Consider the following 25,380-nt stretch of genomic DNA (forward strand, 5'->3'; position numbering starts at 1 on the left):
TTCAACCGTATCGATACCGGCCACCGGTATCCCCGCCCGTCCAATGCGTGCGCCGTCCGGGCCGCCGGCAATCCACTCCGGCGCCGACAACTTGGCAGCGATGGATCACCTGCTGAAGAACCGCGGCCGGCTGCCGGCCGGTCACCCCGATCGGGAAGTCCTGCGTGGGCGGGCCATCGAGAGCTGCCTGCCGATGGCCTACCGGCTTGCGAGTCGATACACCGGTCGTGGGGAACGCCTCGACGACCTGCGGCAGGTCGCCGCGCTGGCGCTGGTCAGGGCCGTCGACGGCTACGATCCGGGACGTGGCGTCCCGTTCGTCGGCTACGCCGCCCCGACGATCATCGGCGCGCTCAAACGGCACTTCCGGGATGCGGCCTGGGGCATGCGGGTGTCGCGCTCCAGCCAGGAACTGCTCCTCGCGATACGCGCGGCGGTCAGCGACCTCACCTACCTGCACGGCCGGGCACCGACCCCGGCCGAGATCGCCGATCATCTCCGCATCGACATCGGCGCCATTCACGCCGCGAAACAGGCTGCACAGGCGTACCGGCTGCCGTCGCTCAACGAACCCCTCGACGGCCACTCCACCGCTGAACGCATGGACCTCATCGGCGCGATCGACCCGCATTACAGCGGCGTTGACGATCACCTGACGCTCACGTCGCTCGTCACAGCACTGCCACCGCGCGAACGGCGCATCCTCGCCATGCGGTTCTACGACGAGATGACCCAGGCGCGGATCGCCGCGGCGCTCGGTGTCTCCCAGATGCACGTCTCGAGGCTGCTCCGGCACACCCTGACCCGGCTCCGGGCCGGTCTGCTCACCGCCGACGCGCCAGGTCCGGATCGATGCCGGCCGCCTGCTCATTGAGGTCGGACCGATTTCGCGCGTACAGTACAGGCGTCGCTCCGGACCCTGGTGACCGGCAGTGCGCGACGTGTCCCGGCCTCGGTTGCCCACCTGTAGGTGGCGCACGGCTGCCGCGTATTCCGTCGTGGTCCGCACCGAAGCATCGTGTCTCCCCCGCCAGCGGGCGCACGGCACCAGGCACGAATCCGTTCAACCGGGCACGGTCGCGCCGCGGAGCCATCCCGGCCGGCCGCCGACGAGAAGAGCAGCCATGGAACCAGTACGGGACCGACACGACGCCGACCAGAACGCCAAGCTGAAGGTCTGCGTGATCGGGGCGTCCGGCAAGCTCGGCCGATACATGGTGCAGCACGCGCTCGACCGAGGCTACGAGGTCGTCGGGGTGTGCCGGGCCGCCAGTGTGGACAAGCTCGGTGCGCTCCGCGACCGCATCACCGTCGTTGCCGGCGCGACCGACGACCGGGCCGTCATCGCCCGCGCGGTCGGCGGCTGCGACGGCGTCCTGACGGTTCTGGTCCCGCGCGGGGTCAACCACTACGCGGCCGGCACGGCCCAGGCGGTGCTCGACCACACCCGCGGCGGCGCCCGCCTGGTGTTCTCCTGCGGATGGCACATCACCCGAGACGGCCTCGACGTCTACCCGTGGAAGGTCAGGGCGATCGTCAAGGTCGCCGGTCCGCTCGCGAAGCTCGCCCGCTTCGCCGACCTCGACGACCAGGTCGACGCGTGCCGGCGCGTGTTCGCCAGCAACACCCGGTGGACCGTGGTGCGCGGCAGCGACCTCGCGGAAGGTCCGAGCCAGGGCCTGCCGGTGTGGAGCCGGCACGTGGGCGACCCGAAGCTCTCCAGCAACCTGACCCGCCGGGTGGACTTCGCCCTGTTCATGGTCGCCGCCCTGACCGACGACACGCTCGTCCGCGAGGCGCCAGCGATCGTCGGCCGCCGGGCCCCCTCTGCCCTCGCGTACGCCAGCACCACCCAGGAACTGCGATGAGCTCGCTGCGGACGACCGCGCGGGTGGCGGGCGGGTTCTACCTGCTCAGCTTCGTCTCGGTGCCGACGCTGACCCTGTATGCCCCGCTACGCGACACGAACTACTTCACCGGCTCCGGCTCCGACACCGGCGTCATCTGGGGCGGGATCCTGGAGATGATCGTGGCTTTTGCCGGCATCGGCACAGCGGTCGCGCTGTACCCGGTGCTCAAGCGCGAGCACGAGGGGGTCGCGCTCGGGTTCGTCGGCGCACGGGTGGTGGAAGCCGCCAGCATTGTCTCCGGTGTGGTGATCGTGATGGCGATGGTGACCGTGCGGCAGGCCGGAACGGGGCCGGATGTCCCGGCCGCCGGTGAGGCGCTGGCCGCGCTGCACATCTGGACGTTCCTGCTCGGCCAGGGCTTCATTCCGGCTGTCAACGCCGTGCTGCTGGGCTACCTGCTCTACCGGTCCCGGCTGGTTCCGCGGATCCTGCCCGTGCTCGGACTCATCGGTGCGCCCCTGCTCGTCACGTCCGCCGTCGCCACGCTGTTCGGCTTCTGGACCCAGGTGTCCCCGCAGTCCGGGCTGCTGACCCTCCCGATCGGGGTGTGGGAGTTATCGCTGGGCATCTACCTCGTCGTCAAGGGCTTCCGGCCCTCCCCCGTCACCGCCGACCCGACCGGCACCGACCGCGTGCCCATCCCCGCCGGACGAAGCGACTGACAACGGATGGTGTGGCGACTCACTGCGACACCGACGGGTGAACCGACGGTCGAATCCGCAGATGGGCCCGCCGACGGCCTATGATCGGGGAACTCCCCCCACCGCTCCGGACCTCGGCGGCGTCCGCATCTGGGCATCGTCAGGAGCGTCGATGGTTATCCAGCACACTAGGCCGCTCATCGCCACAGCGGCGTACGACAGGCTGGTCCAGCGGATCGCCGATCGGGAACCGGCCGCCTTCTCCGCGCTGTACCGTCTCATGGTTCGTTCTGTCTTCGTGCGTTCCCGCATGCAGCTGCGCGACGCCGCAGCCGCCGTGGTGATCACGCGCGCTGTCTTCGTCGAGGTCTGGAGACTGGCTCCCACCAGGCGGCCGTGCGACACACAGGCTTGGCTGCTGGCCATCACGGACCGGCGGAGCGCCGAACACCTGCGATCATCCGCCCGGCCGACGGAGCTGACGGCCGGCTACGACGAACACGTCGCGGCCGAGTTGTCGGCCCTGCTGCGGCCGTCAGGCACCACCTGAAGCCCGCGGCCGGGCGGGCCGGTGGCGCGGAGACTCCGTCGGACGGCGCTTCATGCGGCGCCCGAACCCGGCTACCGCGCTGGTTACGTGCAGGGCTCCCGGCCGGCACAGCGTGCCGCCCGGGAGCCCTCGCCCTGGTACTGGAGTAACGTCATCAGGGGCCGGTACGCCCGGCACACCGCTCGCATTGAGCGCAGCAGAGGTTTCCGGCCGGTCGGGACCCGATGCGGCATCGACGGCCTCCCTCGTGTCCAATCGCGGCGGTGCCGAGTCGTACGGCTGTCCGCCACCGGGGACCGGGGCGGCAAGTTGCCGTTTCACCGTATCGGCGAGTTCGGCGCGTTCCTGGCCTGCGAGGCCACCACCGCGGCGACCCCCAACCCGGCGGCGCCCGACGGAAAGCCGCTCCCGGCCGGCGCATCCTGAGGTCAGCGCCCAGGCCCCGGTCGCCGACTCTCGTGCGGGCGGCGACCGGCGGCGGCGCGGACACCACGGCGACGAACGCACCGTCCGGTGTGCCACGGCGCGTGAAGGCGGTCTTCGGGCGGGCCCGCCGTCGCTTCGGCTGGCTCGATCACCTGGCGCGAGCGGCACGGCGCCACGACCGGGCCGATGGGGGACGGCTCGCCGCCGCGGTCACCTGCTATGCCTTCTTCGCCACGCACTCCCTTGCCCTGCTGGGGTTCGCGATCCTTGGCTACGTGCTCGACGACCCTGCCGTGCTGCGCTCCGTGCAGGCGTACCTCTCGCAGAACCTGCCCGGCCTGGACGCGTCGGCGCTGCGGGCGGCCCGCGGCACGGCGGGCCTCGTCGCGTTCGTCGTGCTCCCCGTCTCCGGACTGTTCTGGGTCGACGCCCTGCGCTCCTCGATCCGGGCGATCTGGCGGCTGTCGCAGTACCCGGGCAACTACGTTGAGCCGTGGCCAAACCGAGATAGGCGTGGTGCAGCGGGGTGCCGGCGCCGGTCGGACGGACCTGGTCCGCGGACCGGTCCGGTTATCGCAGCCAGGGGGCGCGGCGCACCAGCGGCAGGGCGGCCCAGACACGGCCGAGTCCGACGGTGTTCCCGGCGCCGAGCAGGGCCAGGACGATCAGGACGGCGGCGTAGACGAGGTGCTCGTCCAGGAACGGGTTGCTGGCCGGCGGCAGCACGGCGGTCCACATCATGACCGTCAGCAGTGCGCCACCGGCAGCGGCGAGCCACATCCCGACACCGAGCATCAACGCTACGCCGACGGCCAGGAGCGCGCCCATGAACAACACGTCAGCGCCGGCGGTCCCCGCGATGGCATGGTAGAAGCCGCTGAAGGGACCCTTGGCCGAGCCGAGGAATCCGCTGGTCGGGCTGCCGCCGTTGATCCAGGCCCGTGCCGAGGGGGTGGCGAACCCGAAGCCGAACAGCTTGTCCAGGAAAGCCCACAGGAATATCCAGCCGAGCGCGAGCCGGATACCGGCCAGCACGTACCGGGCGGCGGCGGCCGGAGATGCGCTCGTCCGGATCGATGATGCCGGTGCGGATGAACGCCGGTCACCGGTGGTCACAATGACGCGGCCGTGGTCGGCGGGCCGGTATCCGGTGCTGTCCGGATCCAGGTCCGGGACGATGGGGTTGGCGGGGGTACCGATGGCGCCCTCGGGTGCGGTGCTGTGGTCGTTGGCGATGTTGACCATCGCGCTCACGTTCCTTCGCATGACTTGTGGGTCGTGTCCCGCAGCGCGAGCGCTTGCGGGCGGAGCTGTTGGGATCACCTCAAGAGGGAGGCGCATCGAGCAGGCCCCAGATACACGGGAGCCGGAAGCCGGCATTCGCAGCGGAAAATGTGACGGCTCGACGGCCACCAGGGACCGGAGCGACACCATCACCCTACGCCTGATTGCTGCGGAAAGCGCCGCGGAGCCCTTGGGTACCGCGGAGGCGGCGCGGATCGATGCCTACCGGCGGGCCGCGAACTCCTCTCTGTCGGGCAGATCTACCAGCTAAGCGTGCTTGGCGACGGTGAGTAGTACTGCGGCGTCCTCCAGGGCCTCCAGCGTGTGCCGGCAGTCCGGCACGATCAGCAGATCGCCGGGTGAACCGTCCCACGATGCCTCGCCGGCGCCGAGTCTCACCCGGCCGTGCAGGACGTGCACGGTGGCCTCGCCGGGGTTCTCGTGCTCGCCGAGCATCTGGCCGGCGGTGAGCGCGATCACCGTTTGGCGGAGCTGATGTTCGTGGCCGCCGTAGACGGTCGAGCTGCTGCGACCGCTGGAAGCGGCGCGGGCTAGCTCAAGCTGTTGACGGGACAGCGCGGTGAGAGACGACTTCTGCATGCTGCGTCCTATCGGTCGTCGTGCGGGTGATGGGCCGCCGGTCGGTGCTGCCCGTCATGGGCTACGGCGGCGGTGGACGTCCGGATCGGTGTCATCGCCTCGATGAAGGTGGCTGCGGGATGGTGGCGAAGCCGACGCGGACGTCGCTGGCACCGTACGGCAGCCACAGGACGCCGTCGTGGACGATTCCGCCGCAGGAGTAGACGACGTTGGGGACGAGGGTGATGAGGCCGATGGTCCGGGCCAGCTGCAACGCGTTCCGCGTCGTCCGAACCGTTCCGTTCACGTCCGCGACCCGGCGGGCCGGGCCACCCGGGCGTGATCGTCCGGTGGAGCGGCGAGGAGGCCGGCCGCGAGCGTCTCGTACTGGGCCGCGACGGCCGGCCAGCGCACGGCGGCCGGGCGGGGGCGATCCAACCGGGTGGCCATCGCCGGGTCGGTGAGGACGCGGCGGATCGCGGTGGCCAGCGCGGCCGGGTTGCGGTGCGGTACGAGCAGCCCGCGCCCGTCATGCAGGAGCTCGACGGCGTGCGGGAAGGCGGTGGCGACGACCGGGACGCCGGCGGCGACCGCTTCGGTGAGCACGCCGGAGGTGACCTGTTCGGTCGAGTCGTAGGGCAGGACCACCACGTCCGCCGAGCGGATGAGGCTCCCCAGAGCCTGCTCGTCGAGGTACCCCGGCCGGTAGTCCACGGCGTGCGCGACCCCGAGCTGGGCGCCGAGGCGGTGCAGCCCGGCGCGGTAAGCCTCGCCGTGCCGCGCGAGGACCTTGGGGTGGGTCTGACCAGCGACGGTGAACCGCAGCGGTGGGTCGAGGTCCTGCAGCAGCGCGACGGCCCGCAGCGCCCATTCGACGCCTTTGCCGGGTCCGAGCAGGCCCCACGTGAGCAGCTGCGGCAGGCCCCTGGATGGGGCCGGCCGGTCAGCGTGCGCGGCGCTGCCGTGCGGGATGACCATGACCTTGCCGGGATCGACGGCGTAGCCGTGCAGCAGCCGGGCGCGGGCGGTGCCGGTCATGGTGACGACCGCCCCGGCGGTGCCGGCGATGGCCCCCAGGAGCTCCCGCTGACCCGGCGTGGGAGTGCTCAACACGGTGTGCAGCACGACGATGCTGGGCACAGTGAGCCGGCGCAGCAGCGGCAGGATGTCCCCGCCGTCCGCGCCGGGGTAGATGCCGAACTCGTGCTGCACCACCGCGACGTCGAAGGCGTTGAGTGCCGCCGCCGCACCGAGCCAGCCGGCCACGCTGCCGGCCGGCCAGGTGTGCACCACACCGGGGCCCGGGTGCGGATCGTCGCCGGTCGCGGTGACCCGGACGATCCCGCCGGACCTTGGTGCAGCGGTCAGCTGCTGGGCCAGCGAAGCATTGAAGGCGGCCAGACCGCACCGGGTCGGCGGATGGGTGCTGAGAAGTCCGTACGAAACTGCCATTGCTACATTCCGATCGTCAAACGCGCGTGGCGCGCGAGAAGCCCCGCGACGGTGGGGACGAGTCGATCGACGGGTCGTCAGCCACCGGGTTCCGGAGCAGCGCTTCGAGTCTACGCGCAGTAGCGGAGCCACGTGGATACGAACGTTCGGTGTACGGTGAGAGCGTTTCCGCGGCTTCCGGACCCGGCGGAGCCGAACGCGGCTCATTGACCTACCACGCCGTTCCCACAGCCACCGTCCGACAGACGGCCGCTCGAGAGGCACGAGGCCGCCGTTGTTTCCGGCTGTCCGCAGTGCTCACGATGCCTCGGATGATGCAGCGCCGCCGCTTGATCGGCAGCCGGTCGGTGCACGTCAGGTCGACCATCGTGAATGTGTGCCCGCGCGGAACGACGTGGTCGAGTCCGTGGCGCCGGTGCTCGGCTGGCAACCCGCCACCCGGGCGCAGCGAGCACCGGCGCTCATCGACGGCCTACCACTGGACGACGGTGAAGCCACCGGGGAGCACCACCGCGCGCACGGTGCTCCCCGATGCGGTGCCGCGCCGGCATTGCACGCCTGTGTCGTCGTAGGTCTCGGCCACGGCGGAGCCCGATCCGGCCACCGCAACGGTCACCGTCTGCGCCGTCCGGGCCGCGCTGCGCAGCAGTACGGTCGTGTGACCGGCGCCGTCGATGACGTACCGGGACACCAAAGGTTCGAGCACCACCGCGTCGAGCACCGCGTCGCCGCCGGATGCGGTGGCGACGAGGTCGGTCTGCCCGACCGGCAGCTCACCGTCCAGCGTGACCGGCAACAGCGCGCCGGGCGCGGGTGACGTGCCCTGCGGGCCGATACAGCCGTGCTGAACCGTCCCCAGCATCTGGTTCGCGCTCGACCAGCGGGTGACCGCGGCGCTAGCGGGCTGCAGGTCGACGATCGGCAGCACCAGCTGCGGCTGGTTCACCGCCGGTAGCCGGAACCGCGCCGACGAGCCGGTGGGGAGCCGGACGTAAGTGCCGTTGCTGTACTGCGATTCACCGGTCCACGCCGACGGCGGCGTGACCACCGTGGCGCCGCCGGCCAGCGTGCCCTGCTCGGCCTCCACGGTCGTCGAACCCACCCGCTCCACGATCCGGCCTTGCCGGGCCAGCGCGGCCACCTGCGGGTCGGCGTCCAGGGCCAGCATGCTCAGCAGCCCGTGGATGGTCGACTCCGCGCCCGCGTTGCGGTTCACCGTGCCGTCCCCGCCGATGCCGTCGACGGTCCGCCCCGTCGCGGGGTCGTAGGCCGCGACGCCGGCCGCGTTGGCCCCGAAGTACCAGGCGGCCATGATCCCGGCGAGGCGGTGGAATCCGTCGCGCCCGGTCGTGGCGGCCACGGCGAGCAGTGACTGCAGCCGCGAGTCGACGCCGTAGGCGATCTGGCTGCGGTCGATACGGGCCGGCAGGCGTCCGTTGTCCGGACCGCCGGAGGTGAGCAGCCACGGTGTGAAGGTGGCCGCGTCGGTCACCGCCGGGCCGGCCAGGCCGGCGTCGCCGAGGACCTTGCTCGCCCGGGCCAGGGCGGCCGGCATCTGCGAGGCCCAGGCGTGCCAGTCCGACAGCGACAGTGCCCATGGCCGGACGGCACCGAACGGCCAGCTGCGGGAGCCGCCGTCCGACAGCGTCGCGATGCCCTCCGCGAACTGCCGCAGCGCCCGGCGGGCCAGGTCACTACCGCCGGCCTCGACGTAGGCGGCCAGGCCCAGGACGGCTTCGGCAGTGGCGTCCGCGCCGTCGACGATGAGCCAGGCCGGCGTGCGCCGCCCGTCGACGGTCTGCCAGGACCCGTACCAGCGCAGCACCTGCCGGTCCAGGGCGGCGACGGCCAGGTCGAGGCGCTGCCGCAGGAACTGCGCGAACTCCTTGTCGGCGATGCGCCAGGCGGCATAGCCCTCGCCGAGAGCCCACACCGTGCGGGCCAGCCAGTACGACGGGCCGCTGTCGGACGGGTCCGGAGCATCCGGTGGGTCGGCGCTCGGGTTGAGGGTGCCGTCGTGCTGCATCCACAGGATCACGTTGCCGGCGTTCGGCCCGGTCGCCGTCTGGAAGTAGGCCAGGCCGCGCAGCAGTGCGTAGGACGCCGCCTTGCTGCTCGCGGCCCCGGTCTGCCGCCAGTGCCGCAGGTACACCACCGTCGCCCGGGCGATGTCGTCGGAGTTGAAGGCACCCTGGCCGTAGGTGTCGGTGGCCGGATCGTAGGCCCCGCCCCCGATACGCCGGTACGTCCCATCCGGGTTCGGCTCGGCGTAGGTCCAGAGCACGCCGAGGTCCGGCGAACGGTCGAGCCGGTAGGTGGTGTGGCTGTCCAGCGCGTGCACGGTCACGGCGTCGCGCAGGAAGTCCAGGTGGGCGAGGTTGGTCAGCCGGGCCGGGCGGGCCTCAGCCGGTGTTGCGGTCAGCAGCGGGGCGGTCAGAGCTAGACCGCTGCCGAGCAATACGGAACGGCGCTTCATGGCTCACTCCTTCGGTGACGCGGTCCAGCCGAGCGACGCCGATCCGGGCGTCCGCCATGCCGTAGAAGACATAGCGGACGCCGTCGACCTCCTCGATGGCGGTGGGGAAGACAACGTTGGATACCGTGCCGTGCCGCTCGTCCTCGGTCTCCGGGACGAATATCGGTTCGGGGGTCCGGTCGAGGACGCGCCCGGGGTCCGCCGGGTCGAGCAGCATCGCCCCGGCGGCGTAGACGGCCCGCTGCCCGCCGGGGTCGAAGCCGGGCGGGATGTATCCGCTGACCCCATGGTGGATGAGCAGCCAGCCCTCCGGCACCCGCACCGGTGGGGGGCCGGCGCCGATCTTGAGGGACTCGTAGTCGAACTGGGACAGGGCCACGCAGCGGTGCTCCCGGGGGCGGGCCAGCGCGCCGAGGTCGGCCTCGGCCTCATCGGCCGGGACGTAGGAGATCCAGATGCCGGGCCGCTCGTCGGAAATTCCAGCCGGCAGGTGTACTCCCTCACCCGGGCGGAACCAGCCGAGATCCCACATCGGACGGTGCAGCATCGCGTAGCTCGGCCGCCCGTCCGGTCCCGGCACCGGCTCGGGAAAGAAGACCGCGTCCTTGTTGGGGAACAGGTTCAGGTCGGTGTCGAGGCCCGGCTGGTAGGCGAACTGGACCGGCCCGAGCCGCTGCCACGTCCGCAGGTCGGCCGAGACCGCCAGGGCCAGGCGCGGGCCGAGCGGGCCGTAGGCGACGTACGTCATCAGATGCCGGCCCAGGCTCGGTACCCAGGTCGTGCGCGGATCCTCGATGCCGGCGTTGTTCAGGCCGCGCTCCCAGCCCTCGTCCGGGGCGAGGACGACGCCCTGCCGGCGCACCCCTACCGGCACACCGTCGCGGAGCTCGACCTCGGCCAGGCCGACCCGCGACACGTTGCCGGTCGCGACCATACGCGGCAGGAGATACAGCCGCCCGTCCGGTGTACGCCCACTCGCCGGGTTCAGCACGCCTTCGGCCTCGAGCGGATCACCGGGTTCGGGCGCCATCACCAATCCGAGCCTGGTCATTGTGTACGGAACCATGTCAACCTTTCACCCCGGAACCGATATCTGTGGACACGAACTGCCGCTGGAAGGCGATGAACAGGCCGACCGCCGGGGCGGCCAGCACACAGGCGCCGGCGAGGATGGCGCCGTACGGGTTCGCCGCCCGCGCCGACACGTTGCTGATGTAGTTGGCCAGCGAGACCGCCAGCGGCTGCATGCTCGCGTCCTTCGTGATCAGGAACGGCCAGAGGAACTCGTTCCACGGCCCGATGAACGTCAGCAGGACCGCGGTCAGCAGGGCCGGCCGCACCAGGGGCAGGGCGACCGACCAGAGGATCCGCAGCTCGCCGGCGCCGTCGAGGCGGGCCGCCGCGAACAGGTCGTCGGGCAGCTGGAGGAAGAACTGGCGGAAGATGAACACCGCGGTGGTGTTGATGGCAAAGGGCAGGATCATGCCCAGGTAGGAGTCGGCCAGCCCGTAGCCCCGCACGATCAGCACGTAGAGCGGGATCAGCAGCAGCTGGAACGGGATCACCTGGATCAGCAGCACGAGGCCGAACAGCGCCCCCCGGCCGCGGAACTGCAGGCGGGCCAGCGCGTAGCCGGCGAGCACGCCGAACACGACCGTGCCGAGCAGCACGCCGCCGGTGAAGATGCCGGAGTTGAGCAGCGAGCGCAGCAGGTCGACCCGGGAGTTGATGTCGGCGTAGTTGTGCAGCGTCAGCCCGGAGGACGGGATCGCGCCGGCGACCGAGGTGTCCGGCTCGGACTGCAGCGAACCGATCAGCATGTAGTAGAACGGGAACAGGAACACCAGCGCGCCGAGCAGCAGGATGCCGTAGCGGACCAAGGCACTTGTCCGGGTCATGGTCAGCCCCTCTCGATGAGTCGGCGGCTGATGTAGGCGACCAGCAGCACGCCGATGACCAGCAGCACGCCCAGGGCCGCGGCGAAGTCCGGTTCACCTTGCTGGAGTCCGCGCTGATACATCACCAGGACCGGCGACGCCGACGCGCCGTCCGGGCCGCCGCCTCCGGTGAGCAGGTACGGCTCGGTGAAGAGGTTGCCACCGGTGATGAGGGCCAGGATCACCACGAGGGCCGTCGCCGGGCGGACCGCCGGCACGGTCACCGACCAGAACCGCTGCCACGCCGAGGCGCCGTCGACCGAGGCCGCCTCGTAGAGCTCCTTCGGCACGTTCTGCAGCGCGGCCAGGTAGAGCAGGATGAAGAACCCGAGCTGCTTCCAGGTCACGAACACGGCGATGACCGGCATCGCCAGGTGCTCGTTGACCAGCCACGACGGGTCCGGGGCCAGCGGGCCGAGCACCTTGTTGACCAGGCCGCCGGAGTTGAACAGGAACAGCCACACGCCGACGACGGCGACGCTCGCCGTCACGTACGGCACGTAGAACGCGATCCGCAGGAACGTGCGGGCGTGCACGACCCGGTTCAGCGCGTTGGCCAGCACCAGCGCGAGCGCGGTGGTGAGCGGCACGTTGATGACCAGGAAGACCAGGATGTTCCAGAACGCCTTGTGTACCCCCGGGTCGCTCAGCACGGCCTTGTAGTTCGCGAGGCCGACGAACGGAGTGTCGACGACGGCGCCCGGGGCGGCGAAGAAGTAGTCGTGGAAGCTCATCCAGATCGCGAACCCGAGCGGGTAGGCGAAGATGACGGCGATGTAGACGGCGTACGGTGCGGCCAGGACCATGCCCACCGGGTGACGGCCGAGAACGGTCGCCACCCGATTGCGTGAGCCACGAACCTTGCCGCCCGCGACACCATCGGCGCGGGCGGCGGTCGTCATGATCCGCTGGCGAGCTGGTTGACCTTGGACTCGGCGCCGGAGAGCGCGTCGTTCACCGGCTGCTTGCCGAAGATCACCGACTGGGAGTAGGCGTCGCGGAACGTCTGCCAGATCGCGACGGAGTTCGGCACGTTCGGCACCTCGACGGTGCGGCCGGCCTGTGCGGCGAACTGGGTGTAGGTGGGGTTCTTGGTGAAGTAGTCCGGGTACGCGGCCTGCAGGCCCGTGCGCAGCGGCATCTGGCCGGTCATGTTCAGCAGCGCGCCGTCCTGCTCCTTGCTGGTGGCGAACTTCATGACCTCCCACGCGGTGGCCCGGTTCTTGCAGGCGCTGTACATCGCGACGTTCTTGGCGTCGCTGAAGGTCTTGATCTGGTCGGCCGGCTTGCCGGTGGAGGTGGGCACCGGCACCGCGCCCCATTTCACCTTGTTGCCGTAGACCGAGATCGCCCACGGGCCGACGATCGCCATGGCCGCCTTCTGGTCGGCGAACGAGTCCCCGTTGTAGGTCTCCTTCGGCGCCAGGCCCTCGTCGTAGAGGGTCTTCCAGAACGAGGCGACCTTCTGCCCCTCCGGGCTGTTGAACTGGGCCTTGCCGTTCTGCACAAGCTGCTTGCCACCGGTCTCGGCGGCGAACAGCGGGTAGAAGTCGAACCACGGCTGGAAGAACTCGCTGGACGGTGCGGGGTAGATGGCGGCCGGGGCGACGCCGCTGGACTTGATCTTCCGGGCGGCCGCGAGGAAGTCGTCGTAGGTGGACAGCGCGGGCTTCTCCGGGTCGAGGCCGGCCTTGGCGAAGAGGTCCTTGTTGTAGAAGATCATGACCGGGTTGGACTTCCACGGCAGCTGGTAGAACTTGCCGTCGGGCGACTTGTACTGGTCCGCCGTGGTACCGGTGCGATCGCTGATGTACTTCGCGGCCCCGTCGAAGCTGTCCAGCGGTACCAGACCGGCCTGTTTCTGGAATCCCGGCACCGCGGCGGGTGAAGTGTTGAAGATCAGGCACGGCGCGTTGCCGGCCGTGATCGCGGCCCCGATGACCTCTTCGGAGGTCTTGCCGGCCGGAATCTCCTGCGCGGTGATCTTCTGGTCGGCATGGGCGCCGTTCCACTGCTCGACCATGGCCTTGCCCCAGGCCAGCTCCTCCGGGTTGTTGGAGAGCCAGATGGTGATCTCGCCGGTGGCGGCGTCGGCCTTGGAGGCGTCGCCGCCGCCCTGGCCGTCGCAGCCGGCGGCGAGGACGAGCGCGAGTGGTATGACGACGGCGGGGAGAATACGTTTCACTGTGCGACTCCGTTCAACGTGCGGAAGGTGCCGGCGCGGTCGAGCCCCGGACGATGAGCGCGGCGGGCGGAACGGCCACGTCGTCGACCGGGTCACCGGCGATGAGACTCAGCAGGGTGTCGGCCGCCAGCCGGCCCCACAGGTACGGGTCCGTGCTGACGGTGGTGAGTGGCGGAGCGATGTATCCGGACAGTTCGGTGTTGTCGAAGCCGGTGAACGACAGCTGGGTGGGCACGGCAATGCCGTACTCCAGCGCGACCGACAGCCCGGCGATGGCCATCAGGTCATTGGCGCAGACGATGGCCGTGGGCCGGTCGGCCAGGTCCAGTAGTTCTCGGGTCGCCCGGGCGCCGCCGGCCGCCGAGAAGTCGGCCTCCACCACGGCGGTGGCGGTCAGGCCGGCGTCGGCGAGGGCCTGCTCGAACGCCACCCGGCGGGTCGAGCCGTGCAGGAAATGGGCCGGGCCGGCGATGTGCGCAATACGGCGATGCCCGAGCTCGACCAGGTGCCCCACGGCGGCGGCGATGCCCGGCCGGTCGTCGACCAGCACCGCCGGGTAGCCGCTGGGCACGTCCGGCCGCGCGATCGTGACGGCCGGCATCCCCAGCTCCCGCAGCAACGCGATGCGGGGGTCCCCGACGCGCAGGTCGAGGAGGAACACCCCGTCCACCCGCCCGTCGCCGGCCAGCCGCCGGTAGCCGGCCTCCTCCTGGGTGTCCGGCACCACCTGGAGCACGAGGGCCTGGCCCACGTCGGAGAGTGTCCGCTCGACGCCGGCGATGAAGGCGGGGAAGAACGGGTCGGCGCCGAGCAGTTCGGGCTCACGGGCGAGCACCAGCCCGACTGCGAACGCCCGCGAGGCCGACAGCGCGCGAGCCCGGTGACTGGGCGTCCAGCCGAGCGCCTCGGCCGCCTCGAGGACGCGCAGCCGAGTCTCCTCCGAAACGCCCGGCCGCCCGTTCAGCGTGAAGGACACCGTGCCCTTGGAGACACCGGCAGCGGCCGCGACATCACGGATCGTGGGCCGTCCCAGCTTGGCCATCTCACTCCCGCCCCGAGCTCACTAAACCGGTTTGATCGGACCCTAAACCGGTTTGAAGAGCCCCGCAATACGGGCGGCGAACTCGACGAAACATCCACATACATGCGAATTGTTAATGCATGCCCATATTTACGTATGGAACGCGCGGCGCGTCTCGCTGGCCGATCTCATGAAGACCGGGCAACCGCCGGCCACGGGTCGTCACAGGCCCGCGAGGAGCTTCCTGGTGATGTCGTCGAGGCGGGCGGCGCCGGCGGAGTCGGCCGTGAACGCGATGCGCCTGCCCTCCAGTACCGCAGTGAGCCCGGGTGACGGCGCGTCGAGGAACGGCAGGATCTGCGCGACGGCTTCGGCGACCGGCTTGCCCGACGTCCGCAGCCCGTCGACGTGGGCGGCGGTGGCCGCGTCGTATTCGCCGGCGAAACTGGTGGCGACGACGCCCGGATGGTTCAGCACGCAGGGCACCGCATACACCTCGGTGAAGTGCACGCCGAGGAGGTCGCAGAGCGCGGCGCTGTGGCCGAGGGCGCCCGTGCCGGGATAGTCGCGGTGCAGCTGCAGGTCGTCCCAGCGGACCGGGCCGGTGAGCCCGGCGCCGCCGAAGTTCAGCACGACCGGGTGCTCGGCGCGCCGCAGGGGATCGGCCAGTCCGTGGCTCAGCAGGTATCGGCTGAGGTAGTACAGCGCGAAGTTGCTCTCGAAGCCGTCAGCGGTCTCGACGCGGGTCGAACGGTGGAACCGCGCACCGAGGATCAGCACGTCGATCGTCGCATACCGCTCGGTGATCCAGTCGATGACGTGGCGGTTTCCGGCGACCAGGCTCAGGTCGGCGCGCAGGAACCGCGCCCGGTCCCCCGCCGCGCTGCCGGCGGCCCGCAGGAACGCGTCGCCCTTCTCGGCGTTGGTCCCGACGACCAGGACATCGTGGCCGCGGGAGAGGTACACGTCGGCGAGCGCGCGGCCGATCCCGTCGGTCCCGCCCGTGACGATCGCTGTGGGCATGCCCGCCCGCTCCGTTCTCAGCTCTGAAGGACCTTCTGGACAGCGCTGCATCCCACTATATGAGCGCGCCCATCTCTCAACAGTCCCGTGCTCACGGGAGCCTGTCGACAAACCGCGATGCAAATTACTAGTTTCCCGATAGGCTTTATATAAAGTCGGCCGTCGCCTACGCTGCGCCTGTGACCGTCGCCGACACGCAGCCCGCAGCGCGGATGGGGCGGACGGACCTCGGCCTGCTGGCCTGCTGCGCCGGCGCCGGGTTCGCGACGCTGCTCGACTCGGTGGTCGTCACCTACGCGGTGCCGCTGCTCGGCACCACGCTGGACGCGCCGACCAGCGGCGTGCAGTGGTTCCTGTCCATCTACTCGCTGACCTTCGGTCTCGGCCTGGTGCCCGGCGGGCGGCTCGGCGACGCGCACGGCCGGCGGACGTTGTTCATCGTCGGGCTCGTCGTGTTCGCGGCCGGGGCGCTCGCGGCCGCGGCCGCGCCCGCTATCTGGTGGGCGGTCGCCGGACGAGCCGTGCAGGGGCTGGGCGCCGGGCTGATCAGCGCCCAGGTCCTCGGCATCATCCAGGACCGGTTCACGGGACTGCGGCGGGTGCGGGCCCTCGCGGCCTACAGCGCCGCGGGCGCGGTCGCCGCCGTCGTCGGGCCGCTCGGCGCCGCGCTCGCACTCGACGTGCTCCCCGACCACCTCGCCTGGCGGGCGGTGCTGGCGCTGAACCTGCCGTTCGTCCTCGCCGTCGTCCTGCTCACCGTCCGGTTCGTCCCGCACCGGCCGCCGGCGGCCCAGCGGATCAGTCTCGACCTGCCCGCGATCGTCCTGGTCGGCGCGTTCGTCGTGCTGGTCACCATGCCCGTCATCGACCCGGGCATCGACGGCGGCCGGCTGTGGACCGTCGTCGGCGTGTGTGTCTCCCTGGCCGCGGCGACCGTCGCCTGGGAGCGCCGTTACGCCGCCCGCGGGCGCACCCCGCTGTTCGTGCCGCAGCTGCTGGCCTCCCGTGGCTTCGTGGCCGGCAACCTGATCGCGCTGCTCTGGTTCGGCGGCCTGCTGGCCCATTCGACGGTGCTGACGGTGTACCTGCTGCAGGGGCTCGGCTGGAGTCCTCTCCTCGTCGCGGCCGCGCTGATCCCCGGTGCGCTCGCGCGGGTCGCCGCGTCCTCGGTCAGCTCCCGGATCTACGCCCGGCTCGGCGCCCGTACCCTGCCGGCCGCCCTCGTGATCCAGGCCGGCGGCACCGGCGTCCTGGCCACGGTCAGCACCACCGGCACCGGCGCCGCGCTCGTCACCACGATCATTGCGGTCGAGCTTCTCATCGGCAGCGCCTCGGCGATCTTCGAGCCGCCGCTGAGGGCGATCACGCTGAGCTTCGCCCCGCCGACCCACCACGGTGTCGCGGCCGCCTTCCTGCAACTGACGCAGCGGCTGTCGGCGACGTTCTGCATCGCGCTGGTGACCGGGGTCGCCCTCGCCGGCGACCTGCGGACCGTCACCCCCGTCGGGCTGCGCCACGGCCTGCTGATCTGCTTCGGCTTCGTCCTCGCCGCGTGCCTGCTGTCCTTCAGCCCGGCACTGCGCGGCACGGCGGCGGCCCACCGTGCGCTACCCCGACCCGAGCCGGCAGCTCCCCGCGTTGTGCCCGAGTGACCGCACCAGGCGGAGGGGCCGGCCGCCGCGAGCGACCCCATCGGGCGGCGGCGACCTCCGCTGCGAGTCACCTCAGCGGGCGGCGGCGAGCGTTTCGAGTGCCGGGGTCCAGCCGAGGGCCGGGGCCACCGTCTGCGCCAGGCCGGTGAGCAGGCGCACGTTCTCGGCGAGGCCGAACGCCGGAGGCAGGAACAGCACCAGCTCGTCCGCCGCCGACAGGCCCGGGTCGGCGAGAACCGCCGCGGTCACCGTGTCCGGGTCGCCGTGGTACACCGGGCTCATTGCCATCCCGGCCGGCAACTCCGCGGACAGCGCCGGCGGCAGGGCACCCGCGGGGCGGGACGCGGCGGGGCCCTGGGTGCGCCGCTGCCGGTCATAGGCGGCGTAGGTGTCCCGCAGCGCCGCGGTCGGCCCGGGCAGGACCGAGGCGGCGACCGCGACCGGCGGCGCGGGCGTGCCGTGCGCGGCGGCCCACGCTGCACGGTAGGCGCCGATCAGCCGCGCCTGGTGGACCGGGAAGGTCTCGCCGGCCGGGACGTCGTGCAGGATCGTGCCGGTGATGAGCCGCAGCCCCTGCCGGGCGGCGGTGACCGCGGAGGCGATGCTGCCGGAGCCGTACCAGATCCGGTTCCGCAGCCCGGGGCTCGGCGGCGTGACCCGCAGCTCGGTGCCGACCGGCGGGCCGGCGAGGCCGTGGCGTTCCGTCACGGTGTGCAGGGACTCCCCCGCGACCGCGGACAGGAACCGGGCGAGCCGGCGCTGCCCCTCGGTGCGCGCGTCCGTGGTGACCGCGCCGAACACCGCGTCCCACACGTCGGTGCCGCTGGAGAACGCCAGCTGCAGCCGCCCGCCGATCAGCAGGTCCGTGGTGCAGGCCGCCTCGGCGAGCAGGACGGGCTCCTGGTAGCGGGCCGGGATGACGGCGCTGCCGAGGGTGATGCGCGTGGTGTGCTGGCCGGCGGCGGCGAAGAACGGGATCGGTGAGGACAGGTAGTTGTCGAAGTGCCGCTGGTACGCCCATCCCGACTGGTACCCGAGGTCCTCCGCGGCCCGGAAGAGCTCGATGCCCTCGCGGAGGCCCCGGGCGGCCTCACCGGTGGGAAACGACACGCGGGTGTTGAAGCCGAGTCTGGTCACGGGTTTCCTCCTGTGCTGTGCCACGCCGCGACGAGGTCGGCGTACGGGCCGGGCCGGCCGGCGAGCTCGGTGTGGTGGCCGGACTGCACCACGTGCCCGGCGGCGAAGACGAGGACCCGGTCCGCGGTCTCGGCGGTGATCATGCGGTGGGCGATCGACACGGTGGTCCGGTCGCGGGTCAGGACGGCGAGGGCGCGCTGCACCACGACGTCCGTGGCCGGGTCGACGCCGGACGTCGCCTCGTCGAGCACCACGAGGTCCGGGTCGGCGAGGGCCGTGCGGGCCAGGGCGACGAGCTGCCGCTCACCGACGGAGAGACGTTCGCCGCGCAGGCCGACCGGGGTCGCGAGGCCGTCGGGCAGGGTGCCGAACCAGTCGGCGAGGCCGAGCTCGTGCAGGATGCGCAGCGCGTCGCCGTCGGTCACGGCGGGCGCGCCGAGCCGGATGTTCTGCCCGACGGTGCCGTCGAACAGGAACGGGTCCTGCGGGACGATGACGACCCGGCCGGCCACCGACGCGGCGGCGAGCCGGGGCAGCGGCACCCCGCCGAGCTCGATCGTCCCGCCGGCCGTCTCCAGGCGGCGGGTCAGCAGTTTCGCGAACGTCGACTTGCCCGATCCGGTGCGGCCGACGACGGCGACGTGCTCGCCGGGCGCGATGCGGGCCGTGACGTCGCGCAGGACGAGGGGGCCGTCGCCGTACCGGGCCGACACCTGCTCGACGCGCACACCGACCGGGCCGGGAGGCAGCACGGCGCCGCCGGCGACCTCGGCGCTCGGCGTGCTCATCAGCTCCAGAGCCCGTCGCCAGCCGGTGAGGGCGTTCTGCGCCTCGCCGAGGCTCTGCACGAGGAACTGCAGCGGACGGACGAAGAAGCCGACGAGGAAGACCATCGCCACGACCTGCCCGGCGGTCAGCCTCGGCTCTGGCGGGTCGCCGGCGAGGGCCCACCGGACGCCGCCGAGCAGGACCGCCACGGTCATCGTGGAAATCGCCAGCTCCCCCAGCGACGTGTTGCTGTGCAACGGCACGAGGGTCCGCACGAGGCTGTCCCGGGAACGGTCGACGACCTCGTCGAGCTTGCCGCGGGCGCGGGCGGCGGTGCCGGTGGAGCGGATGACGGGCGCGCCGAGGACGGCCTCGTTCACTGCGGTCTGCAGGCGGGACAGGTCGGTGCGGGCGCGGTCGTACCGGCGGGCGATCACCCGCTGCATGCCGAGCATGGCCCCGAACGCGAGCCCGGCGAGGACCAGCACGGGCAGCGCCAGCAGCGGGCTGTAGGCGAGCATCGCGGCGGTGGCGACGACCAGCTGGGCGGCGCTGGTGAGGAACTGGATGCCACCGCCCTGCAGGAACGTCGTCACCTGGTCGACGTCACTGGTGAGCCGGGCGGTCAGGTCGGCGGCGGGCACCCGGTCGGCGGTGCTGGCGGCCATCTCGTGGACCCGGCGCAGCCCGGCCCGCCGCAGGTCGGCCAGAGCCCCCTCGACGCGGTCGTGCAGCCTCCGGTTGAGCAGGACGGAGGCGGTGCCGGCCACCAGCACGGCGCCCGCGCCGACCGTGACGGCGGGGCCGACGGTGTCCGGTGCCAGCCCGGCGTCGATCGCGTGCTGCACGGTCAGCGGCGCGATGACCCGCCCGGCGCCCGCGAGCAACGCGAGCAGCGCGGTGAGGGCCAGTCCCCGGCGCAGCCGCGGCGACACGCGCACGGCGGCGGCGATCAGGGCCCGCGGGCCGGCCTGCGCGAGGCTTGCCAGGGCCCCGGACGGTTCAGCCGACATGGGAGTGATCCTCGTAGGCGGTGACGATCCGGCGGTACCCCGGCACGCCCAGCAGCTCGGTGTGCGCGCCGGCGGCGGCGACCCGGCCGGCGTGCAGCAGGACCACGTGGTCGGCGAGGGTGACCGCGGCGGGCCGGCTGGTCGCGAGCAGCACCGTCGGGCGGTCCGGGCCGTCCCAGGCGGCGGCCAGGCCGGCGAGGACCCGGCGTTCGACGCGCGGGTCGAGCGCCGACATGGCGTCGTCGAGGACCAGCAGCCGCGGCTCGCGCAGGACGGCCCGTGCGAGGCAGATCCGCTGCCGCTGGCCCCCGGACAGGGTCGCGCCACGCTCACCGACGACGGTGTCGAGCCCGTCGGGCAGGTCCCGCACGATGTCGTCCGCGGCGGCGGTCCGCAGCGCCCGCCACAGCTCCTGCTCCGTGTACGGGCGGCGCCGCCACGGGTGGCCGGCGAGGCTCAGGTTGTCGCGGACGGACTCCGCGAACAGGAACGACGTCTGCGCCACGACGGCGACGTGCTCGGCCACCGCGTCCCGGCCGAGGTCGCGCACGTCGACGCCGTCGAACAGCACCGTGCCGCCGGTCGGGCGATCCTGGCCGCCGGCGATGTCGAGCAGGGTGCTCTTGCCGGAGCCGACGGCGCCGACGACGACGGTGACGGTGCCCGGTTCGAGGTCGAGGTCGACGCCGTCGAGGAGTCGGTGGCCGTCGACGGTGACGCGGGTGTCGCGCAGCTGCACCCGCGGCGGCCGCCGGGCGGTGAGCCGCCGCCCGGCGCCGGCCGCGGCGACCGGGTGCTGCAGCACGGCCTGGACGCGGGTGCGACCGGCGCCGGACATCGGCAGCATCGACAGGAACCGGCTGATGACGTTGAGCGGGATGGAGATCGTGATGAGCAGGTACACCACACCGACCAGGTCACCGACGGTGAGGCCGCCGGCCGTGGCCTGCGGCGCGCCGACGGCGAGGACGGCGAGCACGGCCACGGTGGGCAGCAGCTCCAGCACCGGGTCGAACACCGAGCTGACGGCGGCGATGCGCAGGTCGGCGGTGCGCAGGCCGTCCACGGCGGGCGCGAACCGGGCGTCCTCGGCCGCGGTGAGGCCGAGGCTGCGGACCACGGGGCCGCCCTCGATCGACTCGTGCGCGACGCCGCTGACGGCCCCGCGGGCCGCCTGCGCCGCGCGGGCACGCGGGGCGAGCAGCCGCTGGTAGCCGATGTTGACGCCGAGGACGAGGACGACGAGCGCCAGCCCGACGAGGCCGAGGGCGAGGTCTCGGACGAACAGCTCCGTCAGCGCGAGCAGCAGCATGAAGACCATGCCGGCGGCGAAGTACGCGAACTGCATCGGCGACCACAGCGTGTCCACGTCGGACACGGCGTGGGCGAGCAGCCGGCCGGGCGGGTGGCGGCGGTGCCAGCCGGGGTCCAGGTCGAGGTAGCGGTGCACGACGGCGCGGCGGGTCTCGGCCTGCGCGCGGTACTGGACCCGGCCGGTGGCGATGCCGCGGACGAAGATGGTGCCCCACCGCAGCGCCGAGATGCCGAGGATGAGCAGCGCGCTGACCCACCACGCGGACGCCGGCACGGGACGGCCGGACAGGGCGGGCGCCACGAGGTGGTCGGTGGACCAGCCGACGGCGGACGCTCCGAACACCATCGTGGCGCCGTTGAGCAGGCCGGTGACGGTCGCGACGGCCGCCGGTCCCGGGTTGGCCCGGGCCCCGGCGAACTGGGCCGCGAGGGCCGACGGCCGCCGTGTGTCCGGCAGTGGCGGCCGTCGCGCCGTGGACCGTTCAGCCATGCACGTCCGCCGTCGCCCGGTCCGGAGCAGCTGGGCGGTCCGCCACCGGCCGGTCCTGCGCGGCTGGGCGTTGGGGCGCGGGCCGGTCCGCGCCGGCGCGCCCGGGGACGGCATCGATGAGTTCCCGGGTGTGCGGGGACTGCGGGTTGGTGAAGACCTCCGCGACCGGCCCTTCCTCGACGACCTTGCCGCCGCTCATGACCGACACCGTGTGCGAGATCTCGGCGACGACGCCCAGGTCGTGCGAGACGAACAGGTACGACAGCCCCAGCCGCTCCTGCAGGTCGACCAGCAGCCGCAGGATCTGGTCCTGGACCAGCACGTCCAGCGCGGACACCGGCTCGTCGAGCATCAGCAGCTGCGGGCTCAGCGCGAGGGCCCGCGCGATCGCGACCCGCTGCCGCTGACCGCCGGACAGTTCGCTGGGCAGCCGGTCCAGGTACGCCATGGGCAGCGCGACCTGGTCGAGGAGCTCTTGGGCGCGGGACTCGCGGGTGCGCCGGTCACCGACCTTGAACGACACCAGCGGCTCGGTGATCGACTGCCGGACGGTGAACTTCGGGTCGAGCGCCGCGAACGGGTCCTGGTGCACCAGCTGCGCCTTGCGGCGCAACGGCCGCAGCTGGCTCCAGCTGCGGCCGGCGACCTCGGTGCCGTCCAGGAGGATCGAGCCGCTGGTCGCCGGTTCGAGGCCGAGCGCGACGCGCAGGGTCGTGGTCTTGCCGCAGCCGGACTCCCCGACGATCGCGTGGGTCTGCCCCCGGCGCACAGTCAGGCTGACCCGGTCGACGGCGTTGAAGCCGCGGGCGCCGCGCCGCAGGTCGTTGCTCGCGAAGGTCTTGCTGACTTCGGTGAGCGTCAGGATCGGCTCGGGCTGAGGCTGCTCGCGCACGTCGAAGCGGGGCACCACCCGGCCGCCGTGGGCGAGGCGCGGCGCGGCGGCGATGAGCCGGCGGGTGTACTCCTCGCGCGGCGCGGTCAGGATGGTGCCGGGTCCGCCCTCCTCGACCTTGCGGCCGTCGTGCATGACGACGACCCGGTCGGCACGGTCCGCGGCGACGGCGAGGTCGTGCGTGATGATCAGCAGTGAGATGCCCTGCTCGCGGACGAGCCCGCCGAGGTGGTCGAGGATCCGGCGCTGGACGGTGACGTCGAGGGCGCTGGTGGGTTCGTCGGCGATGATGAGCTTCGGCTTGCCGGCGAGGGCGATCGCGATCAGGACCCGCTGGCGCAGCCCGCCGGACAGCTCGTGCGGGTACTGCCGGATGCGGGTCTCCGGGTCGGGGACGCCGGCCTGGTCGAGGTGGCGCACCGCTTCGGCCTGCGCCGCCGCGCCGGTGATGCCGCGCAGGCGGACCACCTCGGTGAGCTGCGCGCCGATGCGCATCGTCGGGTTGAGCCCCACCATCGGATCCTGCGGGATGAGCCCGACGACCGAGCCGCGGAGGCGGCGCAGGACGCGTTCCTTCGCGCCGGCGATCTGCACGCCGTCCACGAGCGCCGAGCCCGCCGTGATCCGCCCGTTGGGCGGCAGCAGCCCGATGACCGCGTTGGCGATGGTGGTCTTGCCGGAGCCGGACTCGCCGACGACCGCGACGACCTCGGCCGCGTTGACCGTCAGGTCGAGGCCGGCGACCGCCGGGGTGATCTTCCGGTGGCGGGTGTACCCGATGTCGAGTCCCGTGATCCGCACGACTGCTTCGGCCGTCATCGCGAAAGCTCCTGGAGGGTCTTGGAGATGTGGTTCAGGCTGAGCACGAGCAGCGCCACGAACAGGCCCGGCAGCAGGCTCAGCCACCAGGCGGTGATGAGGTAGTTGCGGCCGTCGGCGATGAGCGTGCCCCACTCGGCGGCGGGCGGGGCCGCGCCGAAGCCGAGGAAGCTCAGCGAGGCGATGGCGATGATCGCCACGCCGGCGTCGAGCACGGCGAGGACCGCGACCGGGCCCCACGAGTTGGGCAGGATGTGCCGCAGCAGCACCCGGCTCCAGCCGGCGCCGGACGAGCGGGCGGCCTCGACGTACGGCAGCGTCTTGACCCGCAGGACCTCGGCGCGGGTGGTGCGGGCGAAGCCGGGGACGATGCCGACCCCGACGGCGACCGCGACCGGGATGGTGCCGTAGCCGAGCGCGGTGACGATCGACAGCGCCAGCAGCAGCCCCGGGATCGCGAGCAGCACGTCGACGATGCGCATCAGCAGCGCGTCGGCGGGGCCGCCGAAGAAACCGGAGACGATGCCGAGGCTGAGACCGGCGACGAGGGCGATGCCGAGGGCGAGCGCGGTGGCCTGGATGGTCAGCGGCGAGCCGTACAGCACCCGGGTCCACAGGTCCCGGCCGTAGTTGTCGGTGCCGAAGAGGTGGTCCGGGCTGGGTGGCAGGATCGCCAGTTCGGGCTGGGTGTCGAACGGGCCCGCCGAGGTGAAGAGCCGCGGCCGGAAGGCCGAGACGCCGACGAAGAGCACGTAGAGCAGCGCGACGAGGAACACGGGCCTGCGGGCCAGCTGTCCGGTCGCGCCCCACATGTTTGTCACAGCGTGCCTCCTTCGGTGGCGGCGACCGCCGGTGGGCGGACCCGGCCGCCGCCGGTGTAGGAGATCCGCGGGTCCAGCAGCGGGTAGAGCAGGTCGACGACGAGGTTGACGAGCACGAAGATGCTCGCGGCGATGGTCACCACGGCGAGCACCACGGGCACGTCCTGGGCGAGCACCGACTGCTGGGCGAGATTGCCCATGCCCTCGCGGGTGAAGACCGTCTCCACGACGATGGAGCTGGTCACGGTGAGCCCGACGATGACACCGAGGATCGTCATCGCCGGCAGCGCCGCGTTGCGCAGGGCGTGCCGCAGGTGGACCGCGGAGCGCGACAGGCCCTTGGCCCGGGCCGTCGCGATGTACGGCAGCTGCAGCGTCTCGTCGAACGTCTTGACGAGCACCTGCGCCAGCACCGACGACGTGAGCACCGCAATGGTCGCCACCGGCATCACCAGCGACGCGGCGCCTTCGGTGCCGTTGGCCGGGAACCAGCCGAGCTGGAAGGAGAAGAACTGGATGAGGAACAGCGCGACGAAGAACTGCGGGAACGACGCCCCGAGCGCCGGCAGCCGGGTCAGCAGCAGCCGCAGCGGGTACCAGCGCGCGAACGTCGCCAGGTAGGCCAGTGCCGTCCCGGCCACGAGCGACACCGTCGCCGCCGACACGCTCAGCAGCAGCGTCTGCCCGATCCGCTGGCCGATGAGGTCGCTGACCGGGACGCCCTGGGTGAGCGAGGTGCCGAAGTCACCGCGTACCACTCCGGACAGATGATGCCAGTACTGCGTCCAGATCGGCTGGTCGAGGCCGAAGCGGTGCCGCATCCCGGCGAACTGCTCCGGGGTCAGGCTGTCCTCCTGGATGCCGGCCGCGGCGAGCTGCAGCTGCATCGGGTCGCTGGGCAGCAGGTAGAGGATCGCGAACGTCAGCGTGAACGCCGCCCACAGCACGACGACGGCCTGGCTGATGCGACCCACGATGTACCGGGTCATC

At 72.1% G+C, this 25,380-nt stretch carries 22 protein-coding genes and 1 pseudogene; 6 read left to right on the forward strand and 17 right to left on the reverse strand.

What is annotated here, in order from left to right:
* Positions 1–100 precede the first annotated feature (100 nt).
* From AB0B76_RS26515 to AB0B76_RS26535, 5 genes and pseudogenes are all read left to right on the forward strand, one after another.
* Positions 101–874, forward strand: coding sequence for a sigma-70 family RNA polymerase sigma factor (locus AB0B76_RS26515; protein ID WP_360380262.1), 774 nt, complete (start codon positions 101–103; stop codon positions 872–874).
* A gap of 250 nt (positions 875–1,124) precedes the next feature.
* Positions 1,125–1,868 (forward strand): NAD(P)H-binding protein, encoded by a 744-nt coding sequence (locus tag AB0B76_RS26520; protein WP_360380265.1) that lies wholly within the window; start codon positions 1,125–1,127, stop codon positions 1,866–1,868.
* Positions 1,865–2,572, forward strand: a complete 708-nt coding sequence (locus tag AB0B76_RS26525; protein WP_360380267.1) for a DUF4386 domain-containing protein — start codon at positions 1,865–1,867, stop codon at positions 2,570–2,572. Before AB0B76_RS26520 ends, AB0B76_RS26525 begins: the two co-directional genes overlap by 4 nt.
* 61 nt (positions 2,573–2,633) lie before the next feature.
* Entirely contained in the window at positions 2,634–3,101 is a 468-nt protein-coding gene (locus tag AB0B76_RS26530) for a hypothetical protein (protein ID WP_360380269.1), read from the forward strand.
* A gap of 224 nt (positions 3,102–3,325) precedes the next feature.
* Positions 3,326–3,934: pseudogene (locus AB0B76_RS26535) on the forward strand (hypothetical protein); the annotation flags it as partial.
* Between the two features lie 163 nt (positions 3,935–4,097).
* Here AB0B76_RS26535 and AB0B76_RS26540 read toward each other — a convergent pair.
* The 11 genes from AB0B76_RS26540 to AB0B76_RS26590 form a co-directional block, all read right to left on the reverse strand.
* Entirely contained in the window at positions 4,098–4,601 is a 504-nt protein-coding gene (locus AB0B76_RS26540) for a hypothetical protein (RefSeq protein ID WP_360380551.1), read from the reverse strand.
* Between the two features lie 477 nt (positions 4,602–5,078).
* On the reverse strand, positions 5,079–5,411 hold the full coding sequence (locus AB0B76_RS26545; RefSeq protein ID WP_360380271.1) for a cupin domain-containing protein: 333 nt from the start codon (positions 5,409–5,411) through the stop codon (positions 5,079–5,081).
* A 91-nt stretch (positions 5,412–5,502) separates the two neighbouring features.
* Entirely contained in the window at positions 5,503–5,697 is a 195-nt protein-coding gene (locus tag AB0B76_RS26550) for a hypothetical protein (RefSeq protein ID WP_360380274.1), read from the reverse strand.
* On the reverse strand, positions 5,694–6,842 hold the full coding sequence (locus AB0B76_RS26555) for a glycosyltransferase (RefSeq protein WP_360380276.1): 1,149 nt from the start codon (positions 6,840–6,842) through the stop codon (positions 5,694–5,696). The genes AB0B76_RS26550 and AB0B76_RS26555 overlap by 4 nt, the downstream gene beginning before the upstream one ends.
* Before the next feature lie 472 nt (positions 6,843–7,314).
* Positions 7,315–9,318, reverse strand: coding sequence for a hypothetical protein (locus AB0B76_RS26560; RefSeq protein ID WP_360380278.1), 2,004 nt, complete (start codon positions 9,316–9,318; stop codon positions 7,315–7,317).
* Positions 9,245–10,348 carry a hypothetical protein gene (locus AB0B76_RS26565; protein WP_360380553.1) on the reverse strand — a complete coding sequence of 368 codons (1,104 nt, stop codon included), beginning with the start codon at positions 10,346–10,348 and terminating at the stop codon, positions 9,245–9,247. Before AB0B76_RS26565 ends, AB0B76_RS26560 begins: the two co-directional genes overlap by 74 nt.
* Before the next feature lie 37 nt (positions 10,349–10,385).
* A complete protein-coding gene (locus tag AB0B76_RS26570) occupies positions 10,386–11,216 on the reverse strand; it encodes a carbohydrate ABC transporter permease (RefSeq protein WP_360380281.1) in 831 nt (276 codons plus the stop codon).
* A gap of 2 nt (positions 11,217–11,218) precedes the next feature.
* Positions 11,219–12,061 carry a sugar ABC transporter permease gene (locus AB0B76_RS26575; protein WP_360380284.1) on the reverse strand — a complete coding sequence of 281 codons (843 nt, stop codon included), beginning with the start codon at positions 12,059–12,061 and terminating at the stop codon, positions 11,219–11,221.
* A 92-nt stretch (positions 12,062–12,153) separates the two neighbouring features.
* A complete protein-coding gene (locus AB0B76_RS26580) occupies positions 12,154–13,440 on the reverse strand; it encodes an extracellular solute-binding protein (RefSeq protein ID WP_360380286.1) in 1,287 nt (428 codons plus the stop codon).
* Positions 13,441–13,453: 13 nt separating this feature from the next.
* On the reverse strand, positions 13,454–14,482 hold the full coding sequence (locus tag AB0B76_RS26585; protein WP_360380289.1) for a LacI family DNA-binding transcriptional regulator: 1,029 nt from the start codon (positions 14,480–14,482) through the stop codon (positions 13,454–13,456).
* A gap of 201 nt (positions 14,483–14,683) precedes the next feature.
* Positions 14,684–15,484 carry an SDR family NAD(P)-dependent oxidoreductase gene (locus AB0B76_RS26590; RefSeq protein WP_360380292.1) on the reverse strand — a complete coding sequence of 267 codons (801 nt, stop codon included), beginning with the start codon at positions 15,482–15,484 and terminating at the stop codon, positions 14,684–14,686.
* A 179-nt stretch (positions 15,485–15,663) separates the two neighbouring features.
* Between AB0B76_RS26590 and AB0B76_RS26595 the strand changes: the two genes are divergently transcribed.
* Positions 15,664–17,136 carry an MFS transporter gene (locus AB0B76_RS26595; RefSeq protein ID WP_360380294.1) on the forward strand — a complete coding sequence of 491 codons (1,473 nt, stop codon included), beginning with the start codon at positions 15,664–15,666 and terminating at the stop codon, positions 17,134–17,136.
* Positions 17,137–17,208: 72 nt separating this feature from the next.
* On the opposite strand, the gene AB0B76_RS26600 is transcribed toward AB0B76_RS26595, so the two are convergent.
* The 6 genes from AB0B76_RS26600 to AB0B76_RS26625 are packed head-to-tail and all read right to left on the reverse strand — an operon-like array spanning position 17,209 to position 25,379.
* Entirely contained in the window at positions 17,209–18,273 is a 1,065-nt protein-coding gene (locus AB0B76_RS26600) for an LLM class flavin-dependent oxidoreductase (RefSeq protein WP_360380297.1), read from the reverse strand.
* Positions 18,270–20,054, reverse strand: coding sequence for an ABC transporter ATP-binding protein (locus AB0B76_RS26605; RefSeq protein WP_360380300.1), 1,785 nt, complete (start codon positions 20,052–20,054; stop codon positions 18,270–18,272). Before AB0B76_RS26605 ends, AB0B76_RS26600 begins: the two co-directional genes overlap by 4 nt.
* A complete protein-coding gene (locus tag AB0B76_RS26610) occupies positions 20,044–21,858 on the reverse strand; it encodes an ABC transporter ATP-binding protein (protein ID WP_360380303.1) in 1,815 nt (604 codons plus the stop codon). Before AB0B76_RS26610 ends, AB0B76_RS26605 begins: the two co-directional genes overlap by 11 nt.
* Positions 21,851–23,569 (reverse strand): ABC transporter ATP-binding protein, encoded by a 1,719-nt coding sequence (locus AB0B76_RS26615; RefSeq protein WP_360380305.1) that lies wholly within the window; start codon positions 23,567–23,569, stop codon positions 21,851–21,853. The genes AB0B76_RS26610 and AB0B76_RS26615 overlap by 8 nt, the downstream gene beginning before the upstream one ends.
* Entirely contained in the window at positions 23,566–24,381 is an 816-nt protein-coding gene (locus AB0B76_RS26620) for an ABC transporter permease (protein ID WP_360380556.1), read from the reverse strand. The genes AB0B76_RS26615 and AB0B76_RS26620 overlap by 4 nt, the downstream gene beginning before the upstream one ends.
* A gap of 5 nt (positions 24,382–24,386) precedes the next feature.
* The gene (locus tag AB0B76_RS26625; RefSeq protein WP_360380308.1) at positions 24,387–25,379 is read right to left on the reverse strand and encodes an ABC transporter permease; all 993 of its coding nucleotides are present in this window, start codon (positions 25,377–25,379) and stop codon (positions 24,387–24,389) included.
* Position 25,380 lies beyond the last annotated feature (1 nt).

The sequence above is a fragment of the Dactylosporangium sp. NPDC049140 genome (assembly GCF_040648435.1).